Source organism: Streptomyces sp. NPDC031210, assembly GCF_055570395.1.
Map to the genome: position 1 here is coordinate 197,058 of NZ_JBVIHH010000001.1, position 24,840 is coordinate 221,897.

21 protein-coding genes and 1 tRNA gene are annotated in these 24,840 nt (G+C 72.6%); 8 read left to right on the forward strand and 14 right to left on the reverse strand.

All coding sequences use genetic code 11. The annotated features are described in order from the left end of the window. The first annotated feature begins 163 nt into the window (after positions 1 to 163). Entirely contained in the window at positions 164 to 583 is a 420-nt protein-coding gene (locus ACZ45Z_RS00910) for a nuclear transport factor 2 family protein (protein WP_468354074.1), read from the forward strand. A gap of 31 nt (positions 584 to 614) precedes the next feature. Here the strand turns inward: ACZ45Z_RS00910 and ACZ45Z_RS00915 are convergent, their stop codons facing one another. The 3 genes from ACZ45Z_RS00915 to ACZ45Z_RS00925 form a co-directional block, all read right to left on the reverse strand. After that, complete coding sequence (locus ACZ45Z_RS00915; RefSeq protein WP_468354076.1) at positions 615 to 1,427, reverse strand: helix-turn-helix domain-containing protein; 813 nt, start codon at positions 1,425 to 1,427, stop codon at positions 615 to 617. Positions 1,428 to 1,534: 107 nt separating this feature from the next. Beyond that, entirely contained in the window at positions 1,535 to 2,455 is a 921-nt protein-coding gene (locus ACZ45Z_RS00920; protein ID WP_468354078.1) for a YihY/virulence factor BrkB family protein, read from the reverse strand. A 63-nt stretch (positions 2,456 to 2,518) separates the two neighbouring features. Then, positions 2,519 to 3,646 (reverse strand): DUF1266 domain-containing protein, encoded by a 1,128-nt coding sequence (locus tag ACZ45Z_RS00925; RefSeq protein WP_468354080.1) that lies wholly within the window; start codon positions 3,644 to 3,646, stop codon positions 2,519 to 2,521. Between the two features lie 120 nt (positions 3,647 to 3,766). Between ACZ45Z_RS00925 and ACZ45Z_RS00930 the strand changes: the two genes are divergently transcribed. Beyond that, the gene (locus ACZ45Z_RS00930) at positions 3,767 to 4,759 is read left to right on the forward strand and encodes a class I SAM-dependent methyltransferase (RefSeq protein WP_468354082.1); all 993 of its coding nucleotides are present in this window, start codon (positions 3,767 to 3,769) and stop codon (positions 4,757 to 4,759) included. A 74-nt stretch (positions 4,760 to 4,833) separates the two neighbouring features. Here the strand turns inward: ACZ45Z_RS00930 and ACZ45Z_RS00935 are convergent, their stop codons facing one another. The 5 genes from ACZ45Z_RS00935 to ACZ45Z_RS00955 form a co-directional block, all read right to left on the reverse strand. Next, on the reverse strand, positions 4,834 to 5,616 hold the full coding sequence (locus tag ACZ45Z_RS00935) for a VOC family protein (RefSeq protein WP_468354084.1): 783 nt from the start codon (positions 5,614 to 5,616) through the stop codon (positions 4,834 to 4,836). A 201-nt stretch (positions 5,617 to 5,817) separates the two neighbouring features. Continuing rightward, the gene (locus ACZ45Z_RS00940; protein ID WP_468354086.1) at positions 5,818 to 6,651 is read right to left on the reverse strand and encodes an aldo/keto reductase; all 834 of its coding nucleotides are present in this window, start codon (positions 6,649 to 6,651) and stop codon (positions 5,818 to 5,820) included. 42 nt (positions 6,652 to 6,693) lie between these two features. Next, positions 6,694 to 7,701 carry a hypothetical protein gene (locus ACZ45Z_RS00945; protein WP_468354088.1) on the reverse strand — a complete coding sequence of 336 codons (1,008 nt, stop codon included), beginning with the start codon at positions 7,699 to 7,701 and terminating at the stop codon, positions 6,694 to 6,696. A gap of 110 nt (positions 7,702 to 7,811) precedes the next feature. Beyond that, positions 7,812 to 9,638, reverse strand: coding sequence for an AMP-dependent synthetase/ligase (locus tag ACZ45Z_RS00950; protein ID WP_468354090.1), 1,827 nt, complete (start codon positions 9,636 to 9,638; stop codon positions 7,812 to 7,814). Positions 9,639 to 9,902: 264 nt separating this feature from the next. Then, on the reverse strand, positions 9,903 to 10,766 hold the full coding sequence (locus tag ACZ45Z_RS00955; RefSeq protein WP_468354092.1) for a LysR family transcriptional regulator: 864 nt from the start codon (positions 10,764 to 10,766) through the stop codon (positions 9,903 to 9,905). A 201-nt stretch (positions 10,767 to 10,967) separates the two neighbouring features. Here ACZ45Z_RS00955 and ACZ45Z_RS00960 point away from each other — a divergent pair, with 201 nt between their 5' ends. Beyond that, positions 10,968 to 12,050 (forward strand): bile acid:sodium symporter family protein, encoded by a 1,083-nt coding sequence (locus ACZ45Z_RS00960; RefSeq protein WP_468354094.1) that lies wholly within the window; start codon positions 10,968 to 10,970, stop codon positions 12,048 to 12,050. Positions 12,051 to 12,101: 51 nt separating this feature from the next. Here the strand turns inward: ACZ45Z_RS00960 and ACZ45Z_RS00965 are convergent, their stop codons facing one another. Beyond that, a complete protein-coding gene (locus tag ACZ45Z_RS00965; protein WP_468354096.1) occupies positions 12,102 to 13,043 on the reverse strand; it encodes a quinone oxidoreductase family protein in 942 nt (313 codons plus the stop codon). A 171-nt stretch (positions 13,044 to 13,214) separates the two neighbouring features. On the opposite strand from ACZ45Z_RS00965, the gene ACZ45Z_RS00970 reads away from it, so the two are divergent. Continuing rightward, positions 13,215 to 13,658: a MarR family winged helix-turn-helix transcriptional regulator gene (locus ACZ45Z_RS00970; protein ID WP_468354098.1), complete on the forward strand. Its 444-nt coding sequence runs from the start codon at positions 13,215 to 13,217 to the stop codon at positions 13,656 to 13,658. Positions 13,659 to 13,767: 109 nt separating this feature from the next. Here ACZ45Z_RS00970 and fdhD read toward each other — a convergent pair whose 3' ends face one another. Further along, the gene (gene fdhD / locus ACZ45Z_RS00975) at positions 13,768 to 14,622 is read right to left on the reverse strand and encodes a formate dehydrogenase accessory sulfurtransferase FdhD (RefSeq protein ID WP_468354100.1); all 855 of its coding nucleotides are present in this window, start codon (positions 14,620 to 14,622) and stop codon (positions 13,768 to 13,770) included. A 208-nt stretch (positions 14,623 to 14,830) separates the two neighbouring features. On the opposite strand from fdhD, the gene ACZ45Z_RS00980 reads away from it, so the two are divergent. From ACZ45Z_RS00980 to ACZ45Z_RS00990, 3 genes are all read left to right on the forward strand, one after another. Further along, positions 14,831 to 15,538 (forward strand): acetoacetate decarboxylase family protein, encoded by a 708-nt coding sequence (locus ACZ45Z_RS00980; RefSeq protein WP_468354102.1) that lies wholly within the window; start codon positions 14,831 to 14,833, stop codon positions 15,536 to 15,538. 372 nt (positions 15,539 to 15,910) lie between these two features. Continuing rightward, positions 15,911 to 16,279 (forward strand): chorismate mutase, encoded by a 369-nt coding sequence (locus ACZ45Z_RS00985; protein WP_468354104.1) that lies wholly within the window; start codon positions 15,911 to 15,913, stop codon positions 16,277 to 16,279. Between the two features lie 553 nt (positions 16,280 to 16,832). Beyond that, positions 16,833 to 18,530: an aldehyde dehydrogenase family protein gene (locus ACZ45Z_RS00990; RefSeq protein WP_468354106.1), complete on the forward strand. Its 1,698-nt coding sequence runs from the start codon at positions 16,833 to 16,835 to the stop codon at positions 18,528 to 18,530. A 19-nt stretch (positions 18,531 to 18,549) separates the two neighbouring features. Here the strand turns inward: ACZ45Z_RS00990 and ACZ45Z_RS00995 are convergent, their stop codons facing one another. Then, entirely contained in the window at positions 18,550 to 19,875 is a 1,326-nt protein-coding gene (locus ACZ45Z_RS00995) for a DUF2254 domain-containing protein (protein WP_468354108.1), read from the reverse strand. A gap of 105 nt (positions 19,876 to 19,980) precedes the next feature. Here ACZ45Z_RS00995 and ACZ45Z_RS01000 point away from each other — a divergent pair. Beyond that, positions 19,981 to 20,068, forward strand: a tRNA-Leu gene (locus tag ACZ45Z_RS01000). A 100-nt stretch (positions 20,069 to 20,168) separates the two neighbouring features. On the opposite strand, the gene ACZ45Z_RS01005 is transcribed toward ACZ45Z_RS01000, so the two are convergent. From ACZ45Z_RS01005 to ACZ45Z_RS01015, 3 genes are read right to left on the reverse strand one after another with little or no spacing between them, the layout of a single operon-like run. Then, positions 20,169 to 21,758: a GMC family oxidoreductase gene (locus ACZ45Z_RS01005; protein ID WP_468354110.1), complete on the reverse strand. Its 1,590-nt coding sequence runs from the start codon at positions 21,756 to 21,758 to the stop codon at positions 20,169 to 20,171. Positions 21,759 to 21,772: 14 nt separating this feature from the next. Beyond that, a complete protein-coding gene (locus ACZ45Z_RS01010; RefSeq protein WP_468354112.1) occupies positions 21,773 to 23,341 on the reverse strand; it encodes an APC family permease in 1,569 nt (522 codons plus the stop codon). Further along, positions 23,338 to 24,807, reverse strand: coding sequence for an aldehyde dehydrogenase family protein (locus tag ACZ45Z_RS01015; protein ID WP_468354114.1), 1,470 nt, complete (start codon positions 24,805 to 24,807; stop codon positions 23,338 to 23,340). The genes ACZ45Z_RS01010 and ACZ45Z_RS01015 overlap by 4 nt, the downstream gene beginning before the upstream one ends. Positions 24,808 to 24,840 lie beyond the last annotated feature (33 nt).

Genomic DNA, 24,840 nt, shown 5'->3' on the forward strand with positions numbered 1-24,840 from the left:
GGGGGGGGAAGGTCCCCTGACTCCGATACTTCCCCCCGGGGAAGCCCCCCCGCCCCCCCCCTCCGAGCCTTCGGGGGCCCCCCCCCCCCGCCCCCCCCCCCCCCCCCCCCCCCCCCGCTCCCGACACCCGTGCCACCGGCACCGGCAGACCCAAGGAGCCCTCATGACGCAGCACGAGCAGCGGACCACCCAGGCGCAGGCCACCGCGCGGCCCGGTGACCGTTACGCGGCCGCCGTCGCCCGGTACTTCGAGGCGTGGAACGCCACCGGGGCGGGCGCGCTCGCCGAGGCGGTGGCGGCGGCGTTCACCGAGGACGGCAGCTATACCGACCCGCTGGCCGACGTCACCGGCCATGACGGGATCGCCGCGGTGATCGCCGGGGCGCACGCGCAGTTCCCCGGGTTCGTGTTCCGGCCGACGGGCGACGTGGACGGGCACCACGACGTCGCGCGGTTCGGCTGGGAGCTGGTCGCGGTGGCGGACGGATCGGCGCCGGTCGCCGGCTTCGACGCGGTGCGCCTGGCCGAGGACGGCCGGATCCGCACCGTCCTGGGGTTCTTGGACCGGGTGCCGGCGGCGTGAGCCGCGGTGCGCGGCGCGGTGCGAGGGCGGACTAGGGGGCCTGCCGCCGCAGGTGGGCGACGGTCGCCGCGTCGGCGGGCAGGAACGTTTCGACGGCGAGCTCCGAGACGGTCACGTCCATCGGGGTGTTGAAGGTCGCGATGGTCGAAGTGAACGACAGCACCGCGCCGTCGTGCTCGATCAGCATGGGCAGCGCGAACGGCGGGTGCTCGCCCCCGGCCGCCGTCTCCCGCCCGCCCGGGGGCAGGGGATAGCCGCTCACCTCGTCGTAGAGCGCGCGCAGCGGCGCGGACCGCAGCAGCGCCAACTGCCGCTCCATCTGGGCGAGGAGATGACCGCGCCACTCCAGGAAGTTGCGGATCCGCGGCGCCAGCCCCGCCGGGTGGAGGGTGATCCGCATGGCGTTCATCGGCGACCGCAGCAGGTCCGCGTCGACCCCTTCCAGCAGCATGGCGATGCCCCGGTTCGCGGCCAGTACGTGGTAGGTGCCGTCCACCACCAGCGCGGGGAACGGCTCGTATCCGGTCAGCAGCCGTTCCATGCCCGCGCGCAGGGCGTCCATCGCCGGGTCGTCCAGCGGCGTCTCCGGATAGGTCGGCGCGTAACCGGCCGCGATGAGCAGGGCGTTGCGCTCCCGCACGGGGACGTCCAGGTGCTCGGCGAGCCGCAGCACCATCTCCTGGCTCGGCCGGGACCGGCCGGTTTCGATGAAACTGATGTGGCGGGCGGAGGAGTCGGCGCGCAGCGCGAGCTCCAACTGGCTGATCCGCCGACGGTCGCGCCATTCGCGCAGCAGCGCCCCCACTCCGGCGGTCTTCGGCGAGAGCGCCGCGGCAGTCGTCATGGGAGGGACGGTAACCGACGACCGCCGCCGGGCCCAGCGCCCCTCCGGGCCCCGCGACCCTGCCGCCATGGGCGGTTCGACCACGGAGGAGCGCGCCGTCAGCCCCGTCAGCCGTCGTCGCGGACCTTCACGACCCGCCCCGCGCGCAGCAGCTCCACGTTGAACTGGGCGCCCGACAGCAGCGACAGGTGCGAGAACCACAGCCAGATCAGGAAGACGACCGGGCCGGCCAGCGAGCCGTAGAGCCGGTTGAAGGTGCCGACGTACGAGGCGTAGATCGCGAAGGCGCCCGAGGACACCAGCCACAGCAGTACCGACACGAGCCCGCCCGGCGCCGCCCGCCGGACGCCTCGAGAACTCGGCGGCCCGGAGCGGAACAGCACCATCACCAACACGATGGCCAGCAGCAACAACAGCGGCCACTTCAGCACGTTCCAGCCCGTCTCGCCCGATGCGCTCAGCCCGAGCGCCCGGCCGACGGCGCCGGCCAGCGGCCCGCTCACGATCAGCGCCACCGCACTGGTGATCAACAGGGCCATGAGCAGGAACGCCGTCGCCAGAATGCGCGGCGCCTTGCGCCACGGCGGCCGGTCGTCCTTCGTACGGTGCATGGCGTGCAGCGCCCGGCGGAAGACCGCCAGATAACTGCACGAGGACCACAGCGCGCTGATCATCGCGCCGCTCACCACCACCCAGGCGGCCGCTTGTTGATGGGCCATCGTCACCAGGGCGCGGCGCACCGTGGGCCCGGACTCGGCGGGAGCGAGGGCGGCGAGGTGGTTGATGAGCTGCTCGGTGGCCGCCGGATCGGCGAGCCCGATGAGCGAGACCGTGACGATCAGCGACGGCAGCAGCGCCAGCACCGAGTAGTACGTCAGGCTCGCCGCCCAGTCCGTCACATCGTCGTTCCAGACCGACAGCGGCGTACGGCGCAGCGCGGTGCGGCACTGCGCCCACGTCGGCCGCGCCGTTCGGGCGGACTCGCCGTCCTCCCTGCCGTCGTCGCCGCGCATACCGTTCGAGCCCATGACGTGTCCGTCCCCTCTCCTACGTTCCGCGCGCGGCGGCACGTACCCCGATGCTGCCCATCATCAACAGGCGAAGGCCAAGCCGCGCCAGGGTGAGGCCGGGTCCTGGGTGAGCACGCGGTGGACGTGGACGGCCTCGGCGTACTGCGGGCCGAACCAGCCGTTGTCGAACGCCAGCATCCGCCCCAGCGCGTAGCCGGCGGCGAACTCCTCCCACGAGCCGTACGCCTCGGCGGCCCGTGCCCCGGCCGCCTGCACGGCCTGCTCGGCCTCGGGCGGTGCGCACAGCCGCGCGCCCAGGCCCCAGCGGACCAGGGCCACCGCGTGGGCGAGGTCCAGCGCGACCAGGGACACCACGTGGCCGTCCGCCGGCAGCAGTCCGTCCGCGCGGAACCGCTCCTCGTACCGGCTCACCAGCTCGGGGATCGCGGGCGCCGTAGCGGTGGCCCCGGAGCCGTCCGCCGCGACCGCCCGGTCACCCGCGGAGCCTTCCATGCCCCCTGTCTCGGAGTCTTTGTCGACGCCCGCCTTGACGCCTTCCCCCGCTTCGCTCGCCCGGGCGCGCAGTGCCGCTTCCGTGTCGGCCGGTACGAAACCGCCGCCCAGCAGGTGGTCGAGCCGCTGCCGCCAGGTGGCGGGATCGGTCACCGACCACTGCTCGCGCAGTGACTGGGCGTCCGTGGCGTGGTCGAGGAAGGCGGTGCCCAGTTCGTTCCACGGCACGCTGTGCTGGACCGCGAGCGGCGCCCCGCAGGCCAGCCCCCGCGCGAGCGGACCGTGCAGCGGGCCGGCCAGATGCGTGGTCAGCAACCCGCCGGGCCGCACCCCGATCCGTGCCCGCAGCCGCGTCCAGGCGGCCCGGTGCGCCGGTGACGCCGCCAGATACGCGGCGCAGGGCGTTCCCGGATTGACCGCGAGCCGCCATTTGTCGTGGGGCCAGTCCTGGGCCAGGTCGTCCAGCGAGACCCGGTCGAAAAACTGCTGCGGGTGCCACGGCGGCAGCATGCCGCGCGTCAGGACGGGAATGCACTTACCGCCCGTCGCGGGATCGTCGTAGACGGGCAGCGGGTCCTGACCCTGCTGCGGCACCGCCAGATACAGATCCTCGCCGGCGATCGCCGCGACCTGTCCTTCCCCGTCACCACGCGCCGTCGCTTCGCACAGCCGCCGTTCCGTATCGGTCGGCGGCATCCATCCTGGAGTACCCACAGGCCAGACCCTACGGTGAGCCGGCGGACCGGCCGGAATCGGGGGTTGGCGGACCGGCGGGACGGATTGCCCGGATAACGCCCGTATCGGAGGCTCGATGTCATGAGCGACCACCCCCGCCCCGGACCGGTCGGCGCCCTTCCCCCGACCGCCGCCGTCCCGCTCGGCCAAGCCCCCCGCACCTACCCCGACGACCGCGCCGACATCCACCCGCACGGGCACGCGCCCGACACCGCGCACATCGACTGGGAGGTGCTCGGCCCGCTCCTGGAGCGGGGCGCCGAACTCCAGACGCCGTTCTACGAGCAGGCCGCGGCGTGGCTGCGCGACCTGCTCACCACCGACGGCGGGACCGGGCCCGGCAGGGTCCGCCGGGTGCTCGACGTCGGCAGCGGACCGGGCGTCGTGAGCTGCCTGCTCGCACGGGCCTTCCCCGCCGCCGAAGTCGTGGCGGTGGACCCGGCCGCGGCCCTCCTGGAACGCGCCCGCGCCCGCGCCGTACGGCTGGGACTCGGCGACCGCGTCCACACCCATCGCGCCGAGGTCCCCGACGGGCTCGACGCCCTCGGCGGCGCCGACCTCATCTGGTCGAGCAAGGCGCTGCACCACGTCGGCGACCAGCGGGGCGCGGTGGCCGCCCTGGCCGGTCATCTGCGGCCCGGCGGCCTGCTCGCCATCGCCGAGGGCGGTCTCGCCCCCCGCTTCCTGCCGCGCGACATCGGCATCGGCCGCCCGGGGCTCCAGTCCCGTCTCGACGCGGTCGGTGAGGAGTGGTTCACCCAGATGCGCGCGGCGCTGCCGGACGCGGCGAACGCCATCGAGGACTGGCCCGCCTTCCTCGCCGACGCCGGCCTGCGCACCCCGCGCACCCGCAGCTTCCTGCTGGACCTGCCCGCGCCGCTGTCCACCGCCGCACGCGACTACCTGCTCGCCCATCTCGCCCGCGCCGTCGAGCGGTACGGCGACCGACTCGACCAGGACGACCTGACCACCGTGGCCCGCCTGACCGACCCGGGTGACGCGGCGGGCGTCACCCGCCGCCCCGATGTCTTTCTGTTGTCCGCCCACACCGTGCACACGGCCCGCGCCCAGTAGCCGCCGCGCGCCGCCGTCCAGGCCGGGGAGCGCCGGGCGTCCACCGCGCGGGCCGCCTCGACCGGCTGGATCGGCTAGATCGGCTTCGGGGTGATCACGGCGAACGTCGCACCCTGCGGGTCGCTCACGACGGCCATGCGCCCCGCCATCGTGTCGAACGGTTCCTGGAGCACCGAGCCGCCGCCCGCCCGCACCTTCGCCACCGTCTCGTCGGCGTCCACCGACGCGAAGTACGTCAGCCAGTGCGAGGGCGTCCCGGCCGGCATGCCCGCCGGCATCTGCTGGAGCCCGCCGACGACCCGGCCTTCGGCGGTCAGGGAGAAGTAGTCGTCGGCGCTCTCCATGGCGGCCGCCTCCAGGCCGAAGACCGCCTTGTAGAAGTCGGCCGCGGCGTCCCGGTCCGTGGTGTTCAACTCGTTCCACACCACGGCGCCGGTTTCGTTGACGACGCCGGCGCCCGGGAAGTCCACGGCCTGCCAGATGCCGAACACCGCGCCGGTGGGGTCGGCCGCCACGGCCATCCGACCGAGCGTCATGACGTCCATGGCGGGGAAGACCACGGTGCCGCCGGCCGTACCCACCGCCCGGGCGGTGGCTTCGGCGTCGCCGCTCGCCAGGTAGGTGGTCCACACGGTCGGCGGCGCGGGCTGGTCACCCATGGGCACCGCGGCCATGATGCCGGCCACCGGTTTGCCCCGGTGCTCACAGACGGCGTAGCCGCCGGTCTCCGACGGCCCGACCTCGCCGGTCCACCCGAAGAGGCCGGCGTAGAAGTCGAGGGCGGCTTTCTGGTCGGGGGCGGCGAGGTCGACCCAACAGGGCGTTCCCGTCGGGTAGGGCGTGGTCACGTCAGGCATCGATGCCTCCTGGAAGCGGTGCGTGCCCGAGGGCCGGGCGCGGGGAATTCCCCTCGTTTCCCACACTTCCCGGCGCCCGCCGGGCTCGCCACTCGGACGCCGCCGCGCTGCTCCACACCCCGTCACGCACCACCGCGGGCGCCCGCACACACGACGCGACGCCGCCCGGACCGGCCGGGCGGCGTCGTACGGAAGGCGGGATCAGGCCACGTCGAAGGTGTCCGGGTCCGGGCCGAGGCGCTTGCCCGCGTCGAGGCCGGCCACGGCCGCGAGGTCCGCGTCGTCCAGCTCGAAGCCGAAGACGTCGATGTTCTCCTCGATCCGCGACGGCGTCACCGACTTGGGGATGACGACGTTGCCGAGCTGGAGGTGCCAGCGCAGCACGACCTGGGCCGGTGTCCTGCCGTGCTTCGCGGCGAGCTCGGCGATCACCGGCTCCTCGAGGAGGCCCTTGCCCTGGCCGAGCGGCGACCACGCCTCGGTGGCGATGCGGCGCCCGGCGTGGAAGGCACGCGCCTGGGCCTGCTGGAACCGCGGGTGCAGCTCGATCTGGTTGACCGCCGGGACGACGGACGTCTCGCCCAGCAGCCGCTCCAGGTGGGCGGGCTGGAAGTTGGAGACGCCGATGGCCTTCGCGCGGCCGTCCGCGTAGATCCTCTCGAAAGCCTTGTACGTGTCGACGTACAGGTCCTTGGCGGGCAGCGGCCAGTGGATCAGATACAGATCCACGTGGTCCAGGCCCAGCTTCTTGAGGGAGAGGTCGAAGGCGCGGAGCGTGGCGTCGTAGCCCTGCTCGGAATTCCACAGCTTCGTCGTCACGAACAGTTCGTCACGGTCGATGCCGGAGGCGGCGAGGGCCTTGCCCGTGCCCTCTTCGTTGCCGTAGATCGCCGCGGTGTCGATGCTGCGGTAGCCGGCGTCCAACGCGGTGCCGACGGCACTGAACGCCTCGTCGTCCGGGATCTGCCAGACGCCGTAACCGAGCTGGGGCATCGCGACGCCGTTGTTGAGCGTGATGGAGGGGACCTTGCTCACGGGTGATTCGATCCTTACGTCGACATTTCGTGTTCCGGTACGTCAACGATCATCCGCCGCCGGACATTCCCGCGCCCCTCGGAGGGGCCGGCCCACCGCGGTCAGTTCGCACAGCGTGAACGCGCCGGCGCAGAGCACCACCAGACCGCTGAAGAGGTCCGCCGCACCGCTGAGGCCGATCAGGCCGGCGGGCGCCGCGCCGCCGGACAGCACGGCGCCCACCGACTCCGCCAGCCACAGGCAGCCGCCCGTGGCGAAGACCGCCGCCGAACCGGTCCAGGCCAGCGCCAGCGGCGTCCGTACGCGCAGCCCGGCGAGCGGCCCGCCGCGGGGCAGCGACCGGGGGAAGAGGAGCAGCAGGACGCCGGCGGCACCGGCGAGCGCGAGCAGGCCACCGGACCAGTCGGAGGCCGCGGTGATGACGGTACGGGCGGGCGCCCCCGGCCCCGTCACGCCCACCTCGGCTCCCATCGCCCACATCAGCCGTACGACACCGAAGGCGGCGATCAGTACGGCGGCGGGGACGGCGAACACCCGCTGCACCGCTCGGGTTCCGGTGTCCGGCAGGTCGCGCAGCGGGCGGCGCAGCAGCGTGCCCCACCGCTGGTGCGCGTACACCCAGAACGCGCCGCACAGGGTCAGGCACTCGATCAGGAATCCTCCGTAGACGACGGCGAACACCCACGGCTGAAGGAAGTCGCCGGCGAGCATCGGGTGGGGCGCGCCGCTGACCAGGCCGGCGAGGGTGCCGCCCGAGACACCCAGCAACAGCGGGATGAGCAGCCCGGACGCCATCCACAGCGGGAAGGCCAGCAGCCAGGCCGGTGCGCGGTGGCCCGCCGGCCGGCTGAGGGTGTACGCCACGAGGGCGGCGACGGCGTCGAGGAGGAAGGTGAAGGCGTTGGCCGCGACCCACGTCGTGCGGCCGATGCCCCGCATGTCGACGACGCCGATGTCGAAGCCCACCACCCACAGCAGCTTCAGGGCGAGATACGGGGCGCAGGCGGCGACGGCGGTCCGGCCGAGCAGGGTGAGACGACGGTTTTCCATGGGGCGGAGTCTTCTGCGGCCCGGCACGCCGCACGTCGGGCCGGGGGATGAACCGGCTCCGCCGCACGGGGGAGGCGGCCGGGCCGGGGCGGGCGCGCGGCGCCCGCCGGTCACGACCTGTAGAGCGCGTCCACCTCGACCGAATACGCCGCCTCGATCGCCTTGCGCTTGAGCTTCAGCGACGGCGTCAGCAGGCCGTGCTCCTCGCTGAACTGGTGAGCCAGTATCCGGAACGTGCGGATCGACTCGGCCTGCGACACCAGCGTGTTGGCGGCGACCACGGCACGCCGGATCTCGGTCTCCAGGTCCGGATCGCGCACCAGCTCGGTCGGTGCCAGCTCCGGCTTGCCGCGCATGGCCAGCCAGTGCGTGACCGCCTCGGGGTCGAGCGTGACCAGGGCGGCGATGAACGGCCGGTCGTTGCCGACGACGATGCACTGGGCGACCAGGGGATGCGCCCGTACCCGGTCCTCCAGCGCCACCGGCGAGACCGTCTTGCCGCCCGAGGTGACCAGCACCTCCTTCTTGCGGCCGGTGATCGTCAGATAGCCGTCCTCGTCCAGCGCCCCCAGGTCCCCGGTGGCGAACCAGCCGTCGTGCAGCACGGCGTCGGTCGCCTTGGGGTCGTTGTGGTAGCCGTGGAAGATCTGGCCGCCGTACAGCCAGATCTCGGAGTCCTCCGCGATGTGCACGGTCGTGCCGGGTACGGGCGTGCCGACGGTGCCGAAGCGGGTGCGCTCGGGCGGGTTCGCGGTGGCGGCCGCCGTGCTCTCCGTCAGGCCGTAGCCCTCGTAGATCGTCACGCCCGCGCCGGCGAAGAACAGCCCCAGCCGGCGTTCCATGGCCGAGCCGCCCGACATGGCGTGCCGCACCCGGCCGCCCATCGCCTCGCGGACCTTGCTGTAGACGAGTTTGTCGAAGAGCTGGTGCTGCATCCGCAGCGAGGCGCTCGGGCCCGAGGCCAGGCCGAACGCCTTGTTCTCCAGCGCCTCGGCGTAGCGCACCGCGACATCGGCGGCCTTGTCGAACGCCCCCGCCTTGCCGTCCGCCTCCGCCCGCCGCCGGGCCGCGGCGAAGACCTTCTCGAAGATGTACGGCACGGCCAGGATGAAGGTGGGGCGGAACGTCTGGAGGTCGGGCAGCAGGGCGCTCGCCACGAGCTCGGGCTGGTGGCCGAGCTTGACCCGGCCGCGGATGGCGGCGACCTGCACCATCCGCCCGAAGACGTGGGCCAGGGGGAGGAAGAGCAGGGTGGCGGCCTCGTCGCCGGGCTTGGAGTGGAAGACCCGCTCGTAGCGCAGGACGATGTTGTCCGACTCGGCCATGAAGTTGGCGTGCGTGATGACGCAGCCCTTGGGGCGGCCGGTGGTGCCGGAGGTGTAGATGATCGTCGCGGTGGCGTCCGGGGTGACGGCCATCCGGTGGCGGTGCACGACCTCGTCGTCGATGTGCGCCCCGGCGGCGGTCAGCTCGGCCACCGGGTCGGCGTCGAGCTGCCACAGTTTGCGCAGTTGGGGGAGGCGGTCGATGACCGAGCCGACGGTCATCGCGTGGTCCTCGTGCTCGACCAGGCACGCCGTGACGTTCGCGTTGTGCAGCATCCAGAAGACCTGCTCCGCGGAGGAGGTCGGGTACAGCGGGACGGACTGGGCGCCCACGGACCACAGCGCGAAATCGAACAGGGTCCATTCGTAGCGGGTGCGCGCCATGATGCCGATCCGGTCACCGAACCGGACACCCTGGGCGAGCAGGCCCTTGGCGAGCGCCATCACCTCGTCGCGGAACCGCGCGGCGGTGACGTTCTCCCAGCGGCCCGCCTCGTCCTTACGCGCGAGCGCGACCCGTCCCGGTTCGGATTCGGCATGATCGAAGACGGCGTCCGCCAGCCCGCCGACCCGGGGCGCGGTCGCCAAAGGCGGGACGGTGAACTCGCGCAATGACCCAGCTCCTCGTGGTGCTCCTCACAAGGCCGCGACGCTACCCCAAGGCGGCGGCGGAAGGGAGTGCCGTACCACGGCGTGAGAGAGATGGTACGGGAAGCGGCCAACCGGCCAAATCGGGTGAGTTCGGAGAAGGGCGACATGATCCAGGGGTTTTCGGCGCCGAACGCTCACGATGTCCGGACATCATCTGCACCAAATCTCTGCACCCGCCCCGGGCATGGCGCGCCCCCGCTCCGGGTGGCCGGCGGACCGGCACGGCTACGGCAGTTGCAGCCGGTCCCCGCCCGCCAGGATCGCGTCGGCCAACGCCTCCGCCGGGCCCCTCGCCGAACCCTCCAGCCGCCCGTACAGCAGCACGAAATCCACACCGCCCAGCTCCGGCAGGCCCGCGCGCGGCCCGATCCGCACCAGGCCCGGCGGGATCATGCCGAGCGTGTGCGCCATGACGCCCAGGCCCGCCCGGGTCGCCGCGATGAGCCCGTTCAGGCTGCCGCTGGTGCACGCGATCCGCCATTCCCGGCCCTGACGCTCCAGCGCCTCCAGCGCCCGGGCGCGGGTCACCGCGGGCGGCGGGAAAACAACCAGCGGGACCGGCCGACCGGAGTCCAGCCGCAACCGCTCGGCGCCCACCCACACGAGCCGGTCGCGCCACACCAGCCGCCCGCGTGCCTCCTCCGGGCGCCGTTTGGCGAGGACCAGATCGAGCCGGCCGGCCGCCAACAGCTCGTGCAGCGTCCCCGACAGCTCCACCGTCAGCTCCAGATCGACTTCCGGGTGCTCGCGCCGGAACCCCTCCAGCACCTCGGGCATCCGGGTCAGCACGAAGTCCTCCGACGCGCCGAAGCGCAGCCTGCCGCGCAGCCGCGTCCCGGCGAAGAAGTTCGCGGCCCGCTCGTCGGCCTCCAGGATCGTCCGGGCGAAGCCGAGCATCGCCTCACCGTCCTCGGTCAGCTCCACCGCGTGCGTATCGCGCGCGAAGAGCCGCCGCCCGGCCGCCTCCTCCAGCTTCCGCACGTGCTGGCTGACCGTCGACTGCCGCAGCCCCAGGCGGTGCGCGGCCTGGGTGAAGCTGAGCGTCTGCGCCACGGTGAGAAAGGTCCGTAGCTGTACGGGATCGAACACGGCCCTCTCCTCGCATCACAGGAGCACGCTCATCGCGATCCGCGATGACAGTCACCACGGTAAACGGGCTTCCCGATCGCCGCCCTGACCGGCACCCTGGAGACGGCACAGTTCCAGCCACGCCCGGCGCCTCGACCGTCATCGCTCGGGAGGGGAGCCGTCGCCGACCACGCCCACGAGCCCCCCGACCGAAGAGAGCCCATGCGCCCCCGCTTGCCCACCCTGCCCTCCTGGCTGCCCGTGGACGGATACCTCCTGGCGCTGGCGGGCACCGTGGCCCTGGCCGCCCTGCTGCCCGCGCGCGGACCGGCCGCGAGCGTCGCCGACGGCGCCTCCACCGGGGCCGTGGCCCTGCTCTTCTTCCTCTACGGCGCCCGGCTCTCCACCCGCGAGGCGATGGCCGGGCTGCGCCACTGGCGGCTCCACCTCACGGTCCTGGCCTGCACCTTCGCCGTGTTCCCGCTGCTCGGCCTGGCCGCCCGCGGCCTGGTCCCGTACGTCCTGCCGCCCACCCTCTACACCGGCCTGCTGTTCTTGTGCCTGGTGCCCTCCACCGTCCAGTCCTCCATCGCCTTCACCTCCCTGGCCCGCGGCAATGTCGCGGCGGCGATATGCGCCGGATCGTTCTCCAGCCTCGCCGGCATCGTGCTGACCCCGCTGCTCGCCGGGCTGGTCCTGCACAGCCATGGCGGCGGCTTCTCGGCCGGCTCGCTGCTGTCGATCGGCTGCCAGCTCCTGCTGCCGTTCGTGGCCGGGCAACTGCTGCGCCGCTGGGTCGGCGGCTTCCTTACCCGGTACAAGAAGCCGCTCGGCTACGTCGACCGCGGCTCGATCCTGCTCGTCGTCTACACCGCCTTCAGCGCCGGCATGGTCCAGGGCATCTGGCACCAGGTCTCGCCGCCGCGCCTGCTGTGCCTGCTGGGGGTGGAGGCCGTCCTCCTGGCCGTGATGCTCACCGGCACGTCCTACGGCTCCAGGAAACTCGGCTTCCGGCGCGAGGACCGGATCGCGATCACCTTCGCCGGCTCGAAGAAGAGCCTGGCGGCCGGACTCCCGATGGCCAGCGTCCTGTTCGGCGCCCAGGCCGGACTCGCCGTACTGCCGCTGATGCTCTTCCACCAGATGCAGCTCATGGTGTGCGCGGTGCTGGCGAAGCGGTACGCGGCGCGGGGCGTTGAGGCCACGCCGGTGGGAGCCGAGGCCCCGGAGGAGGCCGGTCCCGGGGCGTGGGTCACCGACTCGGGTGGCGGCGCCCCGGCCGCCGTGACGGGCCCCAGGGCCTGAGAGCGACGCGCGGCGGCCGGGACATCCCCAGGACGCCGGGAGCCGGACGCCTCACGGCCGAAGTACGACCTTGCCCACGTTGGCCCGCGCCTCGATGATCGCGTGCGCCTCCGCGGCCCGCGCCAGCGGCAGTTCGGCGTGCACGGCGGCCCGCAGCCGCCCCGCCCCGGCCCGTTCCCACAGCTCGGCGTGGTGCGCGTCGTACAGCTCCCGGTGGACGGTGGAGAAGCGCCGCATCGTCAGCCCCGTGATGGTCTTGGCGCCCGCCAGCAGTTCATAGGCGGGGACCGTGCCGCCACCGGAGTTGAAGAAGACCAGCCGGCCGCCGGGGGCGAGCGCCGCGAGCGCGCGGGGCAGCAGATCGCCGCCGACGCCGTCGAGCACGATGTCCACCGGCTCGCCCCAGGACTCCTGGTCGTACGTCACCACCTCATCGGCGCCCAGTCCGTAGAGGAACTCCGCCTTCGCCGCGGAGCTGACGGCGGCCACCACCCGGGGCACGCCCCGGAGCTTGGCGAGCTGCACGGCGAGATGGCCGGTACCGCTGGCCGCGCCGGTGATCAGGACGGATTCGGCGCCGACGGGCGCGGCGGTGCTGAGCGCGGCGAGCGCCACATGCCCGCCGCGCACCAGCGCGACCGCGAGGACGGCGCTCGCCCCGTCGGGTATGCGGCTCGTCAGGGCGGCGGGTGCGACGGCGAGTTCGCTGTACGAGCCCTTGAGGGGCAGCGAGGTGACGCGGTCGCCGACCGCGAAGCCGGTGACCTCCGGGCCGAGGGCGAGGACCTCACCCGCGATCTCCCCGCCGAGGACACCGGGCAGCGGATCGCCGCCGCCCTTGCCGTCGCCGCGCACGCGCCGTACCGACGGCAGCGTCACGCCGATCGCCTCCGTACGCACCAACAGCTCACCGGCGCCGGGCACGGGGGCCTCGCACTCCTCGACGCGCAGGACTTCGGGGCCGCCGTAGGCATGGAATCGGACTCGGCGCATGGGTGCGCACCTCCCAGGGGTCGGCGATCGGCGCCCGCCGACCGCTCACTTTCATTGGGTTCCCCAACGATAACCGGATTTCATTGGGCGAGCCAATGGTTTTCTCTCCCCGGTTCCCGCCCTCTTCGTTGGGGGCACCCACGGATTCCGCTTCCTCGCTACGCTGCTCCCATGGCCGAGATCCCCTATGCCCCCAGCCGTATCCGCGCGCTCCCCAGTTGGCTGCTGGGCCGGGCGGCCGCCCGCGGCCACCGGCTCGTCGCCGAGGCGCTGGCCGCCGAGGGCATGCGGATGACGCACCACGCCGTGCTGTCGGCCGTCGCGGAACTCGGGCCCGTCTCCCAGGCGGAGCTGGGCCGGACGCTGGGCATCGACCCCAAGGACATGGTCGCGCTCGTCAACGACCTCCAGAAGGAGGGTCTGGTCACCCGCACCCCCGACCCCGGCGACCGGCGCAAGAACGCCGTCGAGGTCTCGGCGGAAGGCCGTCGGCGGCTGCGGCGTACCCAACGGCTCGGCGACCGGGCCAACGCGGAGCTGACCGAGGCCCTGACGCCCGCCGAGCGCGAGCAACTGGTCGCGCTGCTCACGAAGATCGTGGCGCCGGGGGAGTGAGCGGTGCTCGGGGGAGCGGTGCCCGGGGAGTGAGCGGTGCCGGGGAGTAACCCGTGCCCCGGGGTGGGTGGTTGCCCCGGGGCGAGCGGTGACCGGGAAAGCCGTGCCCTCAGCCTGTCCCTGACGAAGCCGGCAGGGCCAGGCGGTGCTCGCCCGCGTAGACGTTCATGGAAGTCCCGCGCAGGAACCCCACCAGGGTCAGCCCCGTCTCCACGGCCAGATCGACCGCGAGCGAGGACGGCGCGGAGACCGCCGCGAGGACCGGGATGCCCGCCATCACGGCCTTCTGCGCCAGCTCGAACGACGCCCGGCCGGACACCATCAGGACGCACGACGACAACGGCAGCAACCCCTGCTGGAGCGCCCGCCCGACGATCTTGTCCACGGCGTTGTGACGCCCCACGTCCTCGCGCACGTCCAGGAGTTCGCCGTCCGCGGAGAACAGGCCGGCGGCGTGCAGCCCGCCGGTCCGGTCGAAGACGCGCTGGGCCGCCCGCAGCCGGTCGGGGAGGGCGGCCAGCGTCGCCGCGGTGATCCGGGGGGAGGCCGCCGGGGAAGCGTCCAGAGCCCAGCGGGCGGTCGTACGGACCGCGTCGAGGCTGGCCTTGCCGCACAGCCCGCAGGAGGAGGTGGTGTACACGTTGCGTTCGAGGCTGATGTCCGGCACGGGCACGCCGTCGGCGAGCCGGACGTCGACGACGTTGTAGGTGTTCGAGCCGTCCGTGGTCGCGCCCGCGCAGTAGACGATGTTCGCCAGGTCGTCGGCGGCCGCCAGTACCCCCTCGCTGACGAGGAAGCCCGCCGCGAGCGCGAAGTCGTCACCCGGCGTCCGCATGGTGATCGCCAGCGGTTTGCCGCCGAGGCGGATCTCCAGCGGCTCCTCGGCCACCAGGGTGTCGGGGCGCGTGCTCACGGCGCCGTCGCGGACGCGGATGACGCGGCGTCGTTCGGTGACCCGTCCCATGTCTGATCAGTTCCGTCCTTAGTCCGGCTGGGTGCACGGCCGTGGGCGGCTGGTCCATGGCCTGCCACGCTGCCCCGCCCGTCTCATTCTCCTGCACGGGGAGCGCGCGCGAGCCCGCGGTCGAGGCCCTGCCGGCTCCGGCCCCGTGGTAGCCCCGAGTCACCCGGAGCCCCGAGTCCACCCGCTCCGCACCGGGCAGGGAAACCCCATGACACCCCTCACGACACCGCCCCTCCCGACGCCCCCGCGCTATCCCGCCGAGCCGTGGCACCTTCAAGGGCAGCTCCACCTCTCCGTATGGCTGGTGCCCCGGGAGCGGTTGCCCGGCGGACCGCCGCCCGGCACCCGCCCTCTCGTCCTCGCAGGCCGGGCCGTGGTCGCCACCGCCTGGGTCGTCTACGAGGGCGGCGGCGTGCTGCGTTACAACGAAGTGCTCGCCGCCGTCTTCGTACGGCACGGCCGGCGCCTGATGCCGTCGGTCACCGACATCTGGGTGGACAGCGACGTCTCCCGCGCGGGCGGCCGGGAACTGTGGGGCCTGCCCAAGGAGCTCGCCGCGTTCACCCTCACCCGGGACGCGGGTCTGACGGCCGCCGCACGCGAGGAGCGCGGCCGGATCTGCGCGGCCCGTTTCCGGCGCCGGGTACGGCTGCCCGGCCGGCTACGGGTCTCCGGCCGGATCGCCCAGACTTTGGCGGGCGCCCTGAAGACCACCCCCGTCCGCTTCAGCGCCCAGGGGGAACTCTGCCGCGCGCACTGGGTCTTCCCCGCCACCGGCCCGCTGGGATACCTCGCGGGACGCCGTCGACCGCTGATCAGCCTGGCGCTGCGGGACCTGCGGATGGACTTCGGCCGCCCCACCGGGCAAATCGGCCGCCCCGCCGGGGAAAAGCGGCCCGCCGACGGCCGTGCCTGAACGGCGCACGCGCCGATCAAGTCCCCTTACCCTTCCCCGAGTTGGGCTGCGGATGGTGCGTTGTGGGCCGAGTCGACAGGGCGTGAGCCAAGAACTGTGCGCGAATGAGGTGGCTTCCCGGCCATCCCGGGTAGAAGGGAGTCCGGAAGCGGTGCACCGACGCCGCCCGGCATGAGCGGCCCGGTGGCGGGCTCTGTGGGGGATCCCGCTGCCGGGCGTACGGCGCGGCCGGGCCCTTGAAAGAGGGCCCGGCCCGCGCGCCCTTCCGCCCTCCCCTCCCGTCCGGTCCGCGAGACCCTCCGGTCCGTACGCCCCCGGCCCGGTAATGTGCAGGCGATCACGCAACCCGGACGACGAAAAGGCGAGACGCGCATGAGCGAGGGGACAGCACCGGTGGCCGACGACGTGGCCTCCGTCGCCGACCAGGCGGCCCGCGAGCGGCTGCTCTACCTCCGCAGCAGCATCGACAACCTGGACGCCGCCCTGGTGCACCTGCTGGCCGAGCGCTTCAAGTGCACCCAGCAGGTCGGCGAGCTCAAGGCCCGGCACAGCCTGCCGCCCGCCGATCCGGCCCGCGAGGCCGCGCAGATCGAGCGGCTGCGGACCCTGGCCGCCGACGCCCGCCTGGACCCGGCGTTCGCCGAGAAGTTCCTCAACTTCATCATCGATGAGGTCGTCCGCCACCACCGCGCGATCGCCGACCGCACCCATGAGCAGCCGGCCCGCCCCACCGCCGACTGAGAGCGACGCCGCCCACCACAAGGGCCCGGACGCCCGGCCACGGCCCCCGGCTGCCCCACCCGGCCGTCGTCCGCCGGGCACGGCAGCCTGAATCCGCCCGGCACGGCGACCTGAACCGTCTGGGCACAGCTACCTGAATCCGCCGGACACGGCCATCTGAATCCACCGGGCACGGCCACCCGAATCCGCCCGGCACGGCGACCTGAACGGTCCGGACGCAGCCACCTGAATCCGCCGGGCAAAGCCACCCGAATCCCGGGCCACCCGCGTCACATCCCCCCGCCCCACCGCCACTTGGCCCCCGGAAGCCCCACCGCCCCCCTCGGCACGCCTGCCCCCGGCCGACGCCCCACGCGTCGCTCCCGTCCCGCCCGGCCCCGTACGGCGCGCCCACTCCACCCCGCCATGAGTGACCCTCGCCATACCTGACCCGGGACCGTCCCACCGCACCGCCACGGGCCACTACCGTCCGGTAACACGCGGTTCCCCACCGGAGCCGCCCGAGCGCCACCACCCTGCCCCTCCGGCTGTGCACCGAGAGCGGAGATGAACGATGGCACCCACCCGCGGTACGAATCCCGACCCGCGCCCGAAACCCACGGCGGCCCCGACCCCGGCCCCGGAACCCCTGAGCCCGGCGGCCCCGACCTCGGCCCCGGAACCCCTGAGCCCGGCGGCCGCGACCTCGACCCCGGCCCACCCCCGCCCCCACGCCCACCCCCTCGCCCTCAAACCCGGCACCTCCTGGCCCGACGCCTGGCGACGTGCCCGCGCCGCCGCCCCCGAGGCGTTCCATGACGACCGGGTGGGCAACCTCTGGGCGGGCGCCTGGCGGGCGGACGGCGATCCGCCGGCCGCGACCAGCCCCCTCGACGGCACACCGATCGCCGGGCCGCCCCTCCTCGACGCGGACACCGCCCGGCACGCCGTACGCGCCGCCCTCGACCAGCACCGCGCCTGGCGCCACGTACCCCTCGCCGACCGCAAGGCCCGCGTCCGCGCCACCCTCGACGCTCTCACCGCGCACCGCGACCTGCTCGCCCTGCTCCTCGTCTGGGAGATCGGCAAACCCTGGAAACTCGCCCGGGCCGACGTCGACCGCGCCATCGACGGCGTCCACTGGTACGTCGGCGAGATCGACGGGATGCTCGCCGACCGCACCCCGCTGTCCGGCCCGGTCAGCAACATCGCCAGTTGGAACTACCCGATGTCGGTCCTCGTCCACGCCCTGCTCGTCCAGGCGCTGGCCGGCAACGCGGTGATCGCCAAGACACCCACCGACGGCGGCCTGTCCTGCCTGACCCTCGCCTGTGCCCTGGCGGCCCGTGAAGGCGTCCCGGTCACCCTCGTCAGCGGCAGCGGACGGCACCTCTCGCCCGCCCTGGTCCGCTCGCCCGAGATCGGCTGCGTCTCCTTCGTCGGCGGCCGGGACACCGGCGCCCGCGTCGCCACCGCCGTCGCCGACCTCGGCAAACGCCACATCCTCGAACAAGAGGGCCTCAACGCCTGGGGCATCTGGAACCACACCGACTGGCAGTCCCTCACCCCTCTCCTGCGCAAGACCTTCGACTACGCCAAGCAGCGCTGCACCGCCTACCCCCGCTTCGTCGTGCAGCGCGCCGCCTTCGCCGACTTCCTGGCCGCCTACCTCCCGGCCGTACGCGCCGTCCGCTTCGGCCATCCGCTGGCCGTCGCGGCCCCCGACGACCCGCTCCCCGAACTCGACTTCGGCCCCCTGATCAACGCGGCCAAAGCCAAGGAACTCGCCGACCTCACCACCGAGGCGATCTCCCGGGGCGCCGTCCCCCTCCACCGCGGCAGCCTCGCCGACGGCCGCTTCCTGTCCGCCCAGGACACCTCCGCCTACCTCCCCCCGACCACCCTCCTGGCCCCGCCGCCCTCCTCACCCCTGCACCACGCCGAACCCTTCGGCCCCGTCGACACCGTCGTCCTGGTCGACACCGAAGCCGAACTCCTCGCCGCCATGAACGCCAGCAACGGCGCGCTGGTGGCCACCCTGTCCTGCGACGACGAGGAGACCTACGCGCGTCTCGCACCCCAGATCCGCGCCTTCAAGGTCGGCCACGGCACGCCCCGCTCGCGCGGCGACCGCGACGAACTCTTCGGCGGCTTCGGCAACTCCTGGAGCGGCGCCTTCGTCGGCGGCGCCCTCCTCGTCCGTGCCGTGACCGAGGGCCCGGCCACCGAGCGGCTGCCCGGCAACTTCCCCGACCACCACCTCATGCCGTAGAGCTCACCACCCGATCCCCCTACCCGATCCCCTGACGGTCCGGGTGCGAGGCGAACCGCCGCTCGGCGGCCGTCGGCGCCGTACGCTCCACCGCCTGGAGCAGGAGCGTGCGGTGCCGCGCCAGCGGATCCCGGCGCGCCGGGGGCGCGAGCAGCAGCAGGTCGTCGATCCCGGCGAGCAGCCGCCGCGTGACCTGCGGGCTGCCCACCGCGTACGCCCGGATCTCCGCGAAACCCAGATCCACCAGATCCCGCCACTCCGGAACGTCCTGCACCAGTCGCACCACCCCCTTGCCGTCCCGGTAGTGCACCTGCCCCAGCGGCCGTTCCACCACCGTCGCCAGGAACTGCACGATCCGGTCCAGACACTGCACGGCCGTCGTCGGATCGTTCACCGCCGGCGACAGCGCCCGCAGCGCGATGTCCGACAACTGCCGCAGCCCCAGCCCGAGGTCCTGGTGGAAGGTGCGCTCCACGCCCACGGACACCGTGTACCGCAGCGCCCGCCGGGGCGGCGCCGCCCCACCGTGCACGGCGAGCAGCGGCGTCCCGGGCACCACGAAATCCCCGATCCGGGGCAGCAGCCGCAACACCACACCCTGGCGCCGGGCGGCCCGCACCAGGCGCGCCACATTCACGTCCAGCAGCACCCCGGCCCGCCCGTGATGCGCGACCCGGGCCGTCTCGGGAGCCGGTGCCGCCTCGTCCCGGTCACCCGCCGGCTGCCGCGCCAGCATCCGGAAGGACTCCCGCGCGATCCGGTCGACGACCGGCCCCACCTGCATCAGCCGCAGCGTGGCCGAGACATACGCGATGAACAGCACCAGGCTCAGCACCACCAACACCATGGTCAGCAGGCTCTGCACCAACGGCACCGAGGTGACCCGCCGCACATCGGTCTCACTCTCGTACGAGGTGAGCACCAGCAGCGAGAACAGGAACGTCGCCAGAAACACGGTGAGCGTCAACTTGCTGATCCGGCTCCGGACGAAGATCCGCACCACCCGGGGCGTGAGCTGCCCACTGGCCATCTGCACCGCGACCAGCGAAATGCTGAACACCACACCGATGAAGGTCATCATCGCCGAGCTGATCGTCGTCACGATCGTCTTGGCGTCCTCGGCGATCGAGACCAGATCCCGGACGTCGTCGTACGCCTTCATCTCCTGCAAATACGCGACGATCGCCAGATCCAGCTCGGAGGCGCCCCACCACAGCAGCAGTGCGCAGAGGAGCCCCACCGTCGGCGCGAACCAGAACGTGTCCCGCAGATGCTCCCGCAACGGCGAGAGCGCCCTCGGCCTGCGAGGCCCGCGACGAGGTGCGACGTATCCCTCATTGCCCATAAATCGAGCTTATGTCTCGCCCGGATACGCAGGTGAAAGGCACTCCGAAACCTTGGTATTGTTGTCCATGTCGCCGCGGGCAACGCCCCGCGCCGATGACACCTGGTCCGGGTGGCGGAATGGCAGACGCGCTAGCTTGAGGTGCTAGTGCCCTTTATCGGGCGTGGGGGTTCAAGTCCCCCCTCGGACACCAGCGGATTTCACGAGAATCCCGACGAAGACCCCACATCATGTGGGGTCTTTTCGTGTATGGGGGTCTTCGGGTCCCGCTCGCGCGGATCGTCTCCGCGTGCTCACCCGCCGCGGATCATGTCCGCGCACTTCTCGCCGATCATCATCGTCGTGATGCACGGGTTCACGGCGGTCAGGAACGGCATGACCGAGCCGTCGGCGACGCGGAGGCCGGTGACGCCCTGCACGCGGAGCTGGGGGTCCAGAGGGGTGGTGGGGTCGGCGGGCGCGCCCATCTGGACGGTGCAGGCGGGGTGGTAGACGGTGTTGTGCGTGGTGCGGATGTAGTCGAGGAGTTCGTCGTCGGTGCGCAGGTCCGGGCCGGGGGCGAGTTCGGCGCCGGCCCAGTCGGCCATGGGGGCCTGGGAGACGATGTCGCGGGCCAGGCGCAGGCCGTGGGTCATCACCCGGATGTCGTGTTCATGGGTGAAGTAGCGCGGGTCGACCTTGGGCTTGTCGCGGAAGTCGCGGGTGCGCAGGCGGACGGTGCCCAGGGAGCGGGCGCGGGTGACGTTCGGGGTGAGGCAGAAGGCGTTTTCCGAGGTGGGGTAGCCGCGGCGGTAGGTGTTCATGTCGAACGGCACCGAGCCGTAGTGGAACATCAGGTCGGGGCGGTCCAGGCCCGGCTCGGTGTCGGCGAAGATGCCGATCTCCCACCACTGGGTGGAGGAGGTGACCATCGGCTGCTTGGCGTCCCACATGATCACGCCCTCCGGGTGGTCCTGGAGGCCGGAGCCCACGCCGGGGGAGTCGACCAGGGGCCGCACGCCCACGTCACGCAGGTGGTCGGCCGGGCCGATGCCCGAGAGCATCAGCAGCTTGGGGGAGTCGATGGCGCCGCACGAGACGATGACCTCGCGGCGGGCGCCGACCGTGCGGGTGCGGAACAGGTCGGGGGCGAGGTAGTCGACGCCCGTGCAGCGCCGGTCGGCGTCGAAGCGCAGGCGCTTGGCCTGGAGGCCGGTACGGACCTCCAGGTTCGGGCGCCGTCCCAGCACGGGGTGGAGGTAGGAGACCGAGGCGGAGGAACGGGTGCCGTCGGGCCGGCAGTTGATCTGGAACCAGTTCGCGCCGCGGATGACGGTCCGACCGGTGTTGAACGGGGTGGTCGGGATGCCGGCCGCCGCGCACGCCTCCAGGAGCGCCACGCCGCACGGGTCGCGGGGCGGGACGGTGCGCAGGGTGACCGGGCCGGAGCGGCCGTGGTGGTCGCCGGGGGCGTCGTTGGTCTCCAGCCGCTGGAAGAGGGGGAAGCAGTCCGCCGCGCTCCAGCCCGTGGCGCCCTTCGCGGCCCACTCGTCGAGGTCCTCGGCCGGTGCCCAGAAGGCGATGCAGGAGTTGTGCGACGAGCAGCCGCCCAGGACCTTGGCGCGGGCGTGCCGCATGAAGCTGTTGCCGTTCTCCTGCGGTTCGACGGGATAGTCCCAGTCGTAGCCGGATTCGAGCAGCGCCATCCACTGGTCCAGGCGCAGGACGTTGGGATCGCCGACGTCGGAGGGGCCGGCCTCCAGGACGCAGACGCTGACGGCCGGGTCCTCGCTGAGCCGGGCCGCCACGACGGCGCCCGCCGTCCCGCCGCCGACCACGACGTAGTCGAAGGTGTCCGGCGGAACGTCGTCCGTAGGGTCGCCCGCGGGCGCCTGTTGGGGCATCGTGCCTTCTCCAGTCAGGGATTCGGAGGCCGGTCGGGGTCCGGGACGTCGACGGCGTGGCCGGCCAGGACACCCGTGCGCTTGCGCTGGACGAACCAGTAGTAGGCGAAGCCGCCGAGCGCCACGACCCCGACGAACAAGAAGGCGCCCCAGCGCAGGTACCAGTGCTGCGGGCCGGTCGCGTTGTAGACGGCGGCGCGCGGCCAGGCGAGGTTCACGGACATGCCGGCGCCCCACAGGACGGCGAGGACGTTCACCGGCAGACCGAACTTCCCCAGGGAGAACTTCCCCTTGACCGGGGTCCAGTTGCCGCGCAGCCGCTGGATGAGCATCGGCAGGGTGACCAGCAGGTACGCCAGATAGATCATGATGATCGCGATGCTGGTGATCACCGAGAAGATCTGCGGTTGGTTCACGTTGAGGAAGAGGATGCCGACCGCCACCAGGCCGATGATGACCGCGGGCAGCACCGGGGTCTGGAAGCGCGGGCTGACCTTCGCGAGCAGCGAGGCGCCGGGCAGGTTGTTGTCGCGGGCCATCGCGAACGCCAGCCGGATGCCGGCGGTGTGCACCGCCAGTTCGCACACGGTGATCGCGATGACCACACACCACAGCACGATCTGACCGATGGTCGAGCCCAGCGTGGAGAGCACCACGAATTGCAGGCCGTCCACCGACAGTTCCTTGGCGTGCAGGTCGGGCACCGCCAGCAGCGCGAAGAGGAGGATGAGCCCGCCGATGAAGAACGAGGCGACCAGGGCCCGCAGGATGGCGCGCGGCGCGTTGCGGCCGGGGTCCTTGGACTCCTCACCGAGCGAGGAGGCGGTGTCGAAGCCGTACATGACGTAGGCGGAGGCCAGGGACGCGGTCAGGAACGCGCCGAAGTAGCCGAGGCTCTCGCCGCGGCCCAGCCCGAACGTCTCGGTCACCGCGCTGGGGCCGCGGGTCAGATGCGCCGCCAGCAGGATGATCAGCACGATCGCGGCGATCAGCTCGATGGCGACGCCCGCGGAGTTGATCCAGGCCATGAGCTTGACGCCGAACGCGTTGACCAGCGTCGTGAACGCCACCAGGACCGTGCCCAGCAGGACGGCGTTGGCCGCGGCGTCGGTCCTGCCGGTGCCGTCACCGATGAACTGGAACCACGAGGAGATCTGCGGCAGCGTCACCTGGTAGGCGAGCGCCACCGCGGACAGCGAGACCATGGTGGCGGTCAGCATCATCCAGCCGCCGAGCCAGCCGACATGCGGACCGCCGAGCTGCTTGGCCCAGTTGTAGATCGACCCGGCGACGGGATAGCGGGCGGCGAGCTCGCAGAAACACAGGGCCACCATGAGCTGGCCGAGGAAGACCATCGGCCACGACCACCAGTACGCCGGGCCGCCGTTGCTGATACCGAAGTAGAAGAGCTGGAAGGTGCCGGTGAGGATGGAGATGTAGCTGATGCCGGCCGCGAAGGTGTGGAAGTTGCCCAGCGTGCGTTTGAGCTGCGGCTGATAGCCGAGTTCGCTGAGCGAGTCGTCGTCGTGGGAACCGTCGGCCCGGGTGCCCGGGCGTACGGGATCGGGGCCGGAATCGCTCACTCGAACCACCTCTGCGGCCGCGGTGCGGTATTGCGCCAGATGTGCTTGGCTTCCTGGTACTCACCCATTCCGGCGGGCCCCAGCTCGCGGCCGATGCCGGACTGCTTCATGCCGCCCCATTCGGCCTGTGGCACGTAGGGGTGGAAATCGTTGATCCACACCGTTCCGGCGCGCAGCCGGCCGGCGACCCGGTGGGCCCGCTCGCTGTCCTGCGTCCACACCGCCCCGGCCAGGCCGTAGACCGTGTCGTTGGCGAGCGAGACCGCCTCCGCCTCGTCGCGGAACCGCTCGACGGTCAGCACCGGGCCGAACGATTCGTCGCGGACGACGGACATGTCCGGGGTGCACTCGTCGAGGATGGTCGGCAGGTAGTAGTAGCCGTCGGCCAGGGCCGGGTCGTCCGGCGCCGAACCACCGCAGAGCAGCACGGCGCCCTCCTCCAGCCCCGCCGTCACATACGCCTCGACCTTCGCGCGGTGCTCCGCGGAGATGAGCGGGCCGCTACGGGCGTGTTCGTCGAAGGGGCCGCCGAGCCGGATGCGCTGGGCCCGGGAGACCAGTTCGTCGACGAACGCGTCGTGCAGATCGTCCTGCACGAGCAGCCGGGCGCCCGCCGAACAGACCTGCCCGGAGTGCAGGAACACCGCCATCAGGGCATAGTCGACGGCCGCTTCGAAATCGGCGTCCGCGAACACGATGTTGGGGTTCTTGCCGCCCAGTTCGAGGGCGATCTTCTTCACGGTGGGCGCCGCCGCGGCCATGATGCGCCGGCCGGTGGCCAGCCCGCCGGTGAACGACACCATGTCCACCCGTACGTCTTCCGTCAGCGGCGCACCCACCAGGGGCCCGGTGCCCAGCACCAGGTTGGCGGCGCCGTCCGGCAGCCCGGCCTCGGCCAGCAGCCGCATGAGGTGGATCGCGGTGTGCGGGGTCAGCTCGCTGGGCTTGAGGACGATGGTGTTGCCCGTGGCGAGGGCGGGGGCGACCTTCCAGGCGGTTTGCAGCAGCGGGTAGTTCCACGGGGTGATCAGCGCGCAGACCCCGACCGGCTCGTGCCGCACCGTGCTGTCCGCCTCGGCGCTGCCCGCGTCCACCACCCGGTCGTTGCCGCCGGCCGCGGCGAGGTTGCCGAAGTAGCGGAAGCAGTTGGCGATGTCGTCCATGTCGTACGCGCTCTCGACCAGCCGCTTGCCGGTGTCCAGGGATTCGGCCCTGGCCAGCGCGTCCTTGTCGCGTCGCAGCAGGTCGGCGACGCGCAGCACCAACTGGCCGCGCTCGGCGGCCGGGGTCCGGGGCCACGGCCCGTCGTCGAAGGCCGTACGGGCGGCGGCGACGGCCGCGGCCGCGTCCTTCGGACCGCCCTCGTCGACGGTCGCGACCAGCGTGCCGTCCGCCGGACAGCGGATCTCACGCACCTGCCCGTCGGCCGCTGCGGTCCACTGACCGCCGATGAACAGCTCCGGCATGGGTGGTGCCTCCGGTCTCCGGTCTCGTAACGA

What these genes read in the sequence shown, in the direction of transcription:
- ACZ45Z_RS00960 (WP_468354094.1), top strand. Translation starts at nt 10,968, where the DNA reads ATGCGCCCCCGCTTGCCCACCCTGCCCTCCTGGCTGCCCGTGGACGGA.
- fdhD (WP_468354100.1), bottom strand. Translation starts at nt 14,622, where the DNA reads ATGGGACGGGTCACCGAACGACGCCGCGTCATCCGCGTCCGCGACGGC.
- ACZ45Z_RS00990 (WP_468354106.1), top strand. Translation starts at nt 16,833, where the DNA reads ATGGCACCCACCCGCGGTACGAATCCCGACCCGCGCCCGAAACCCACG.
- ACZ45Z_RS01005 (WP_468354110.1), bottom strand. Translation starts at nt 21,758, where the DNA reads ATGCCCCAACAGGCGCCCGCGGGCGACCCTACGGACGACGTTCCGCCG.
- ACZ45Z_RS00930 (WP_468354082.1), top strand. Translation starts at nt 3,767, where the DNA reads ATGAGCGACCACCCCCGCCCCGGACCGGTCGGCGCCCTTCCCCCGACC.
- ACZ45Z_RS00980 (WP_468354102.1), top strand. Translation starts at nt 14,831, where the DNA reads ATGACACCCCTCACGACACCGCCCCTCCCGACGCCCCCGCGCTATCCC.
- ACZ45Z_RS00970 (WP_468354098.1), top strand. Translation starts at nt 13,215, where the DNA reads ATGGCCGAGATCCCCTATGCCCCCAGCCGTATCCGCGCGCTCCCCAGT.
- ACZ45Z_RS00935 (WP_468354084.1), bottom strand. Translation starts at nt 5,616, where the DNA reads ATGCCTGACGTGACCACGCCCTACCCGACGGGAACGCCCTGTTGGGTC.
- ACZ45Z_RS00945 (WP_468354088.1), bottom strand. Translation starts at nt 7,701, where the DNA reads ATGGAAAACCGTCGTCTCACCCTGCTCGGCCGGACCGCCGTCGCCGCC.
- ACZ45Z_RS00910 (WP_468354074.1), top strand. Translation starts at nt 164, where the DNA reads ATGACGCAGCACGAGCAGCGGACCACCCAGGCGCAGGCCACCGCGCGG.
- ACZ45Z_RS00915 (WP_468354076.1), bottom strand. Translation starts at nt 1,427, where the DNA reads ATGACGACTGCCGCGGCGCTCTCGCCGAAGACCGCCGGAGTGGGGGCG.
- ACZ45Z_RS00965 (WP_468354096.1), bottom strand. Translation starts at nt 13,043, where the DNA reads ATGCGCCGAGTCCGATTCCATGCCTACGGCGGCCCCGAAGTCCTGCGC.
- ACZ45Z_RS00920 (WP_468354078.1), bottom strand. Translation starts at nt 2,455, where the DNA reads ATGGGCTCGAACGGTATGCGCGGCGACGACGGCAGGGAGGACGGCGAG.
- ACZ45Z_RS01015 (WP_468354114.1), bottom strand. Translation starts at nt 24,807, where the DNA reads ATGCCGGAGCTGTTCATCGGCGGTCAGTGGACCGCAGCGGCCGACGGG.
- ACZ45Z_RS00985 (WP_468354104.1), top strand. Translation starts at nt 15,911, where the DNA reads ATGAGCGAGGGGACAGCACCGGTGGCCGACGACGTGGCCTCCGTCGCC.
- ACZ45Z_RS00925 (WP_468354080.1), bottom strand. Translation starts at nt 3,646, where the DNA reads ATGCCGCCGACCGATACGGAACGGCGGCTGTGCGAAGCGACGGCGCGT.
- ACZ45Z_RS00995 (WP_468354108.1), bottom strand. Translation starts at nt 19,875, where the DNA reads ATGGGCAATGAGGGATACGTCGCACCTCGTCGCGGGCCTCGCAGGCCG.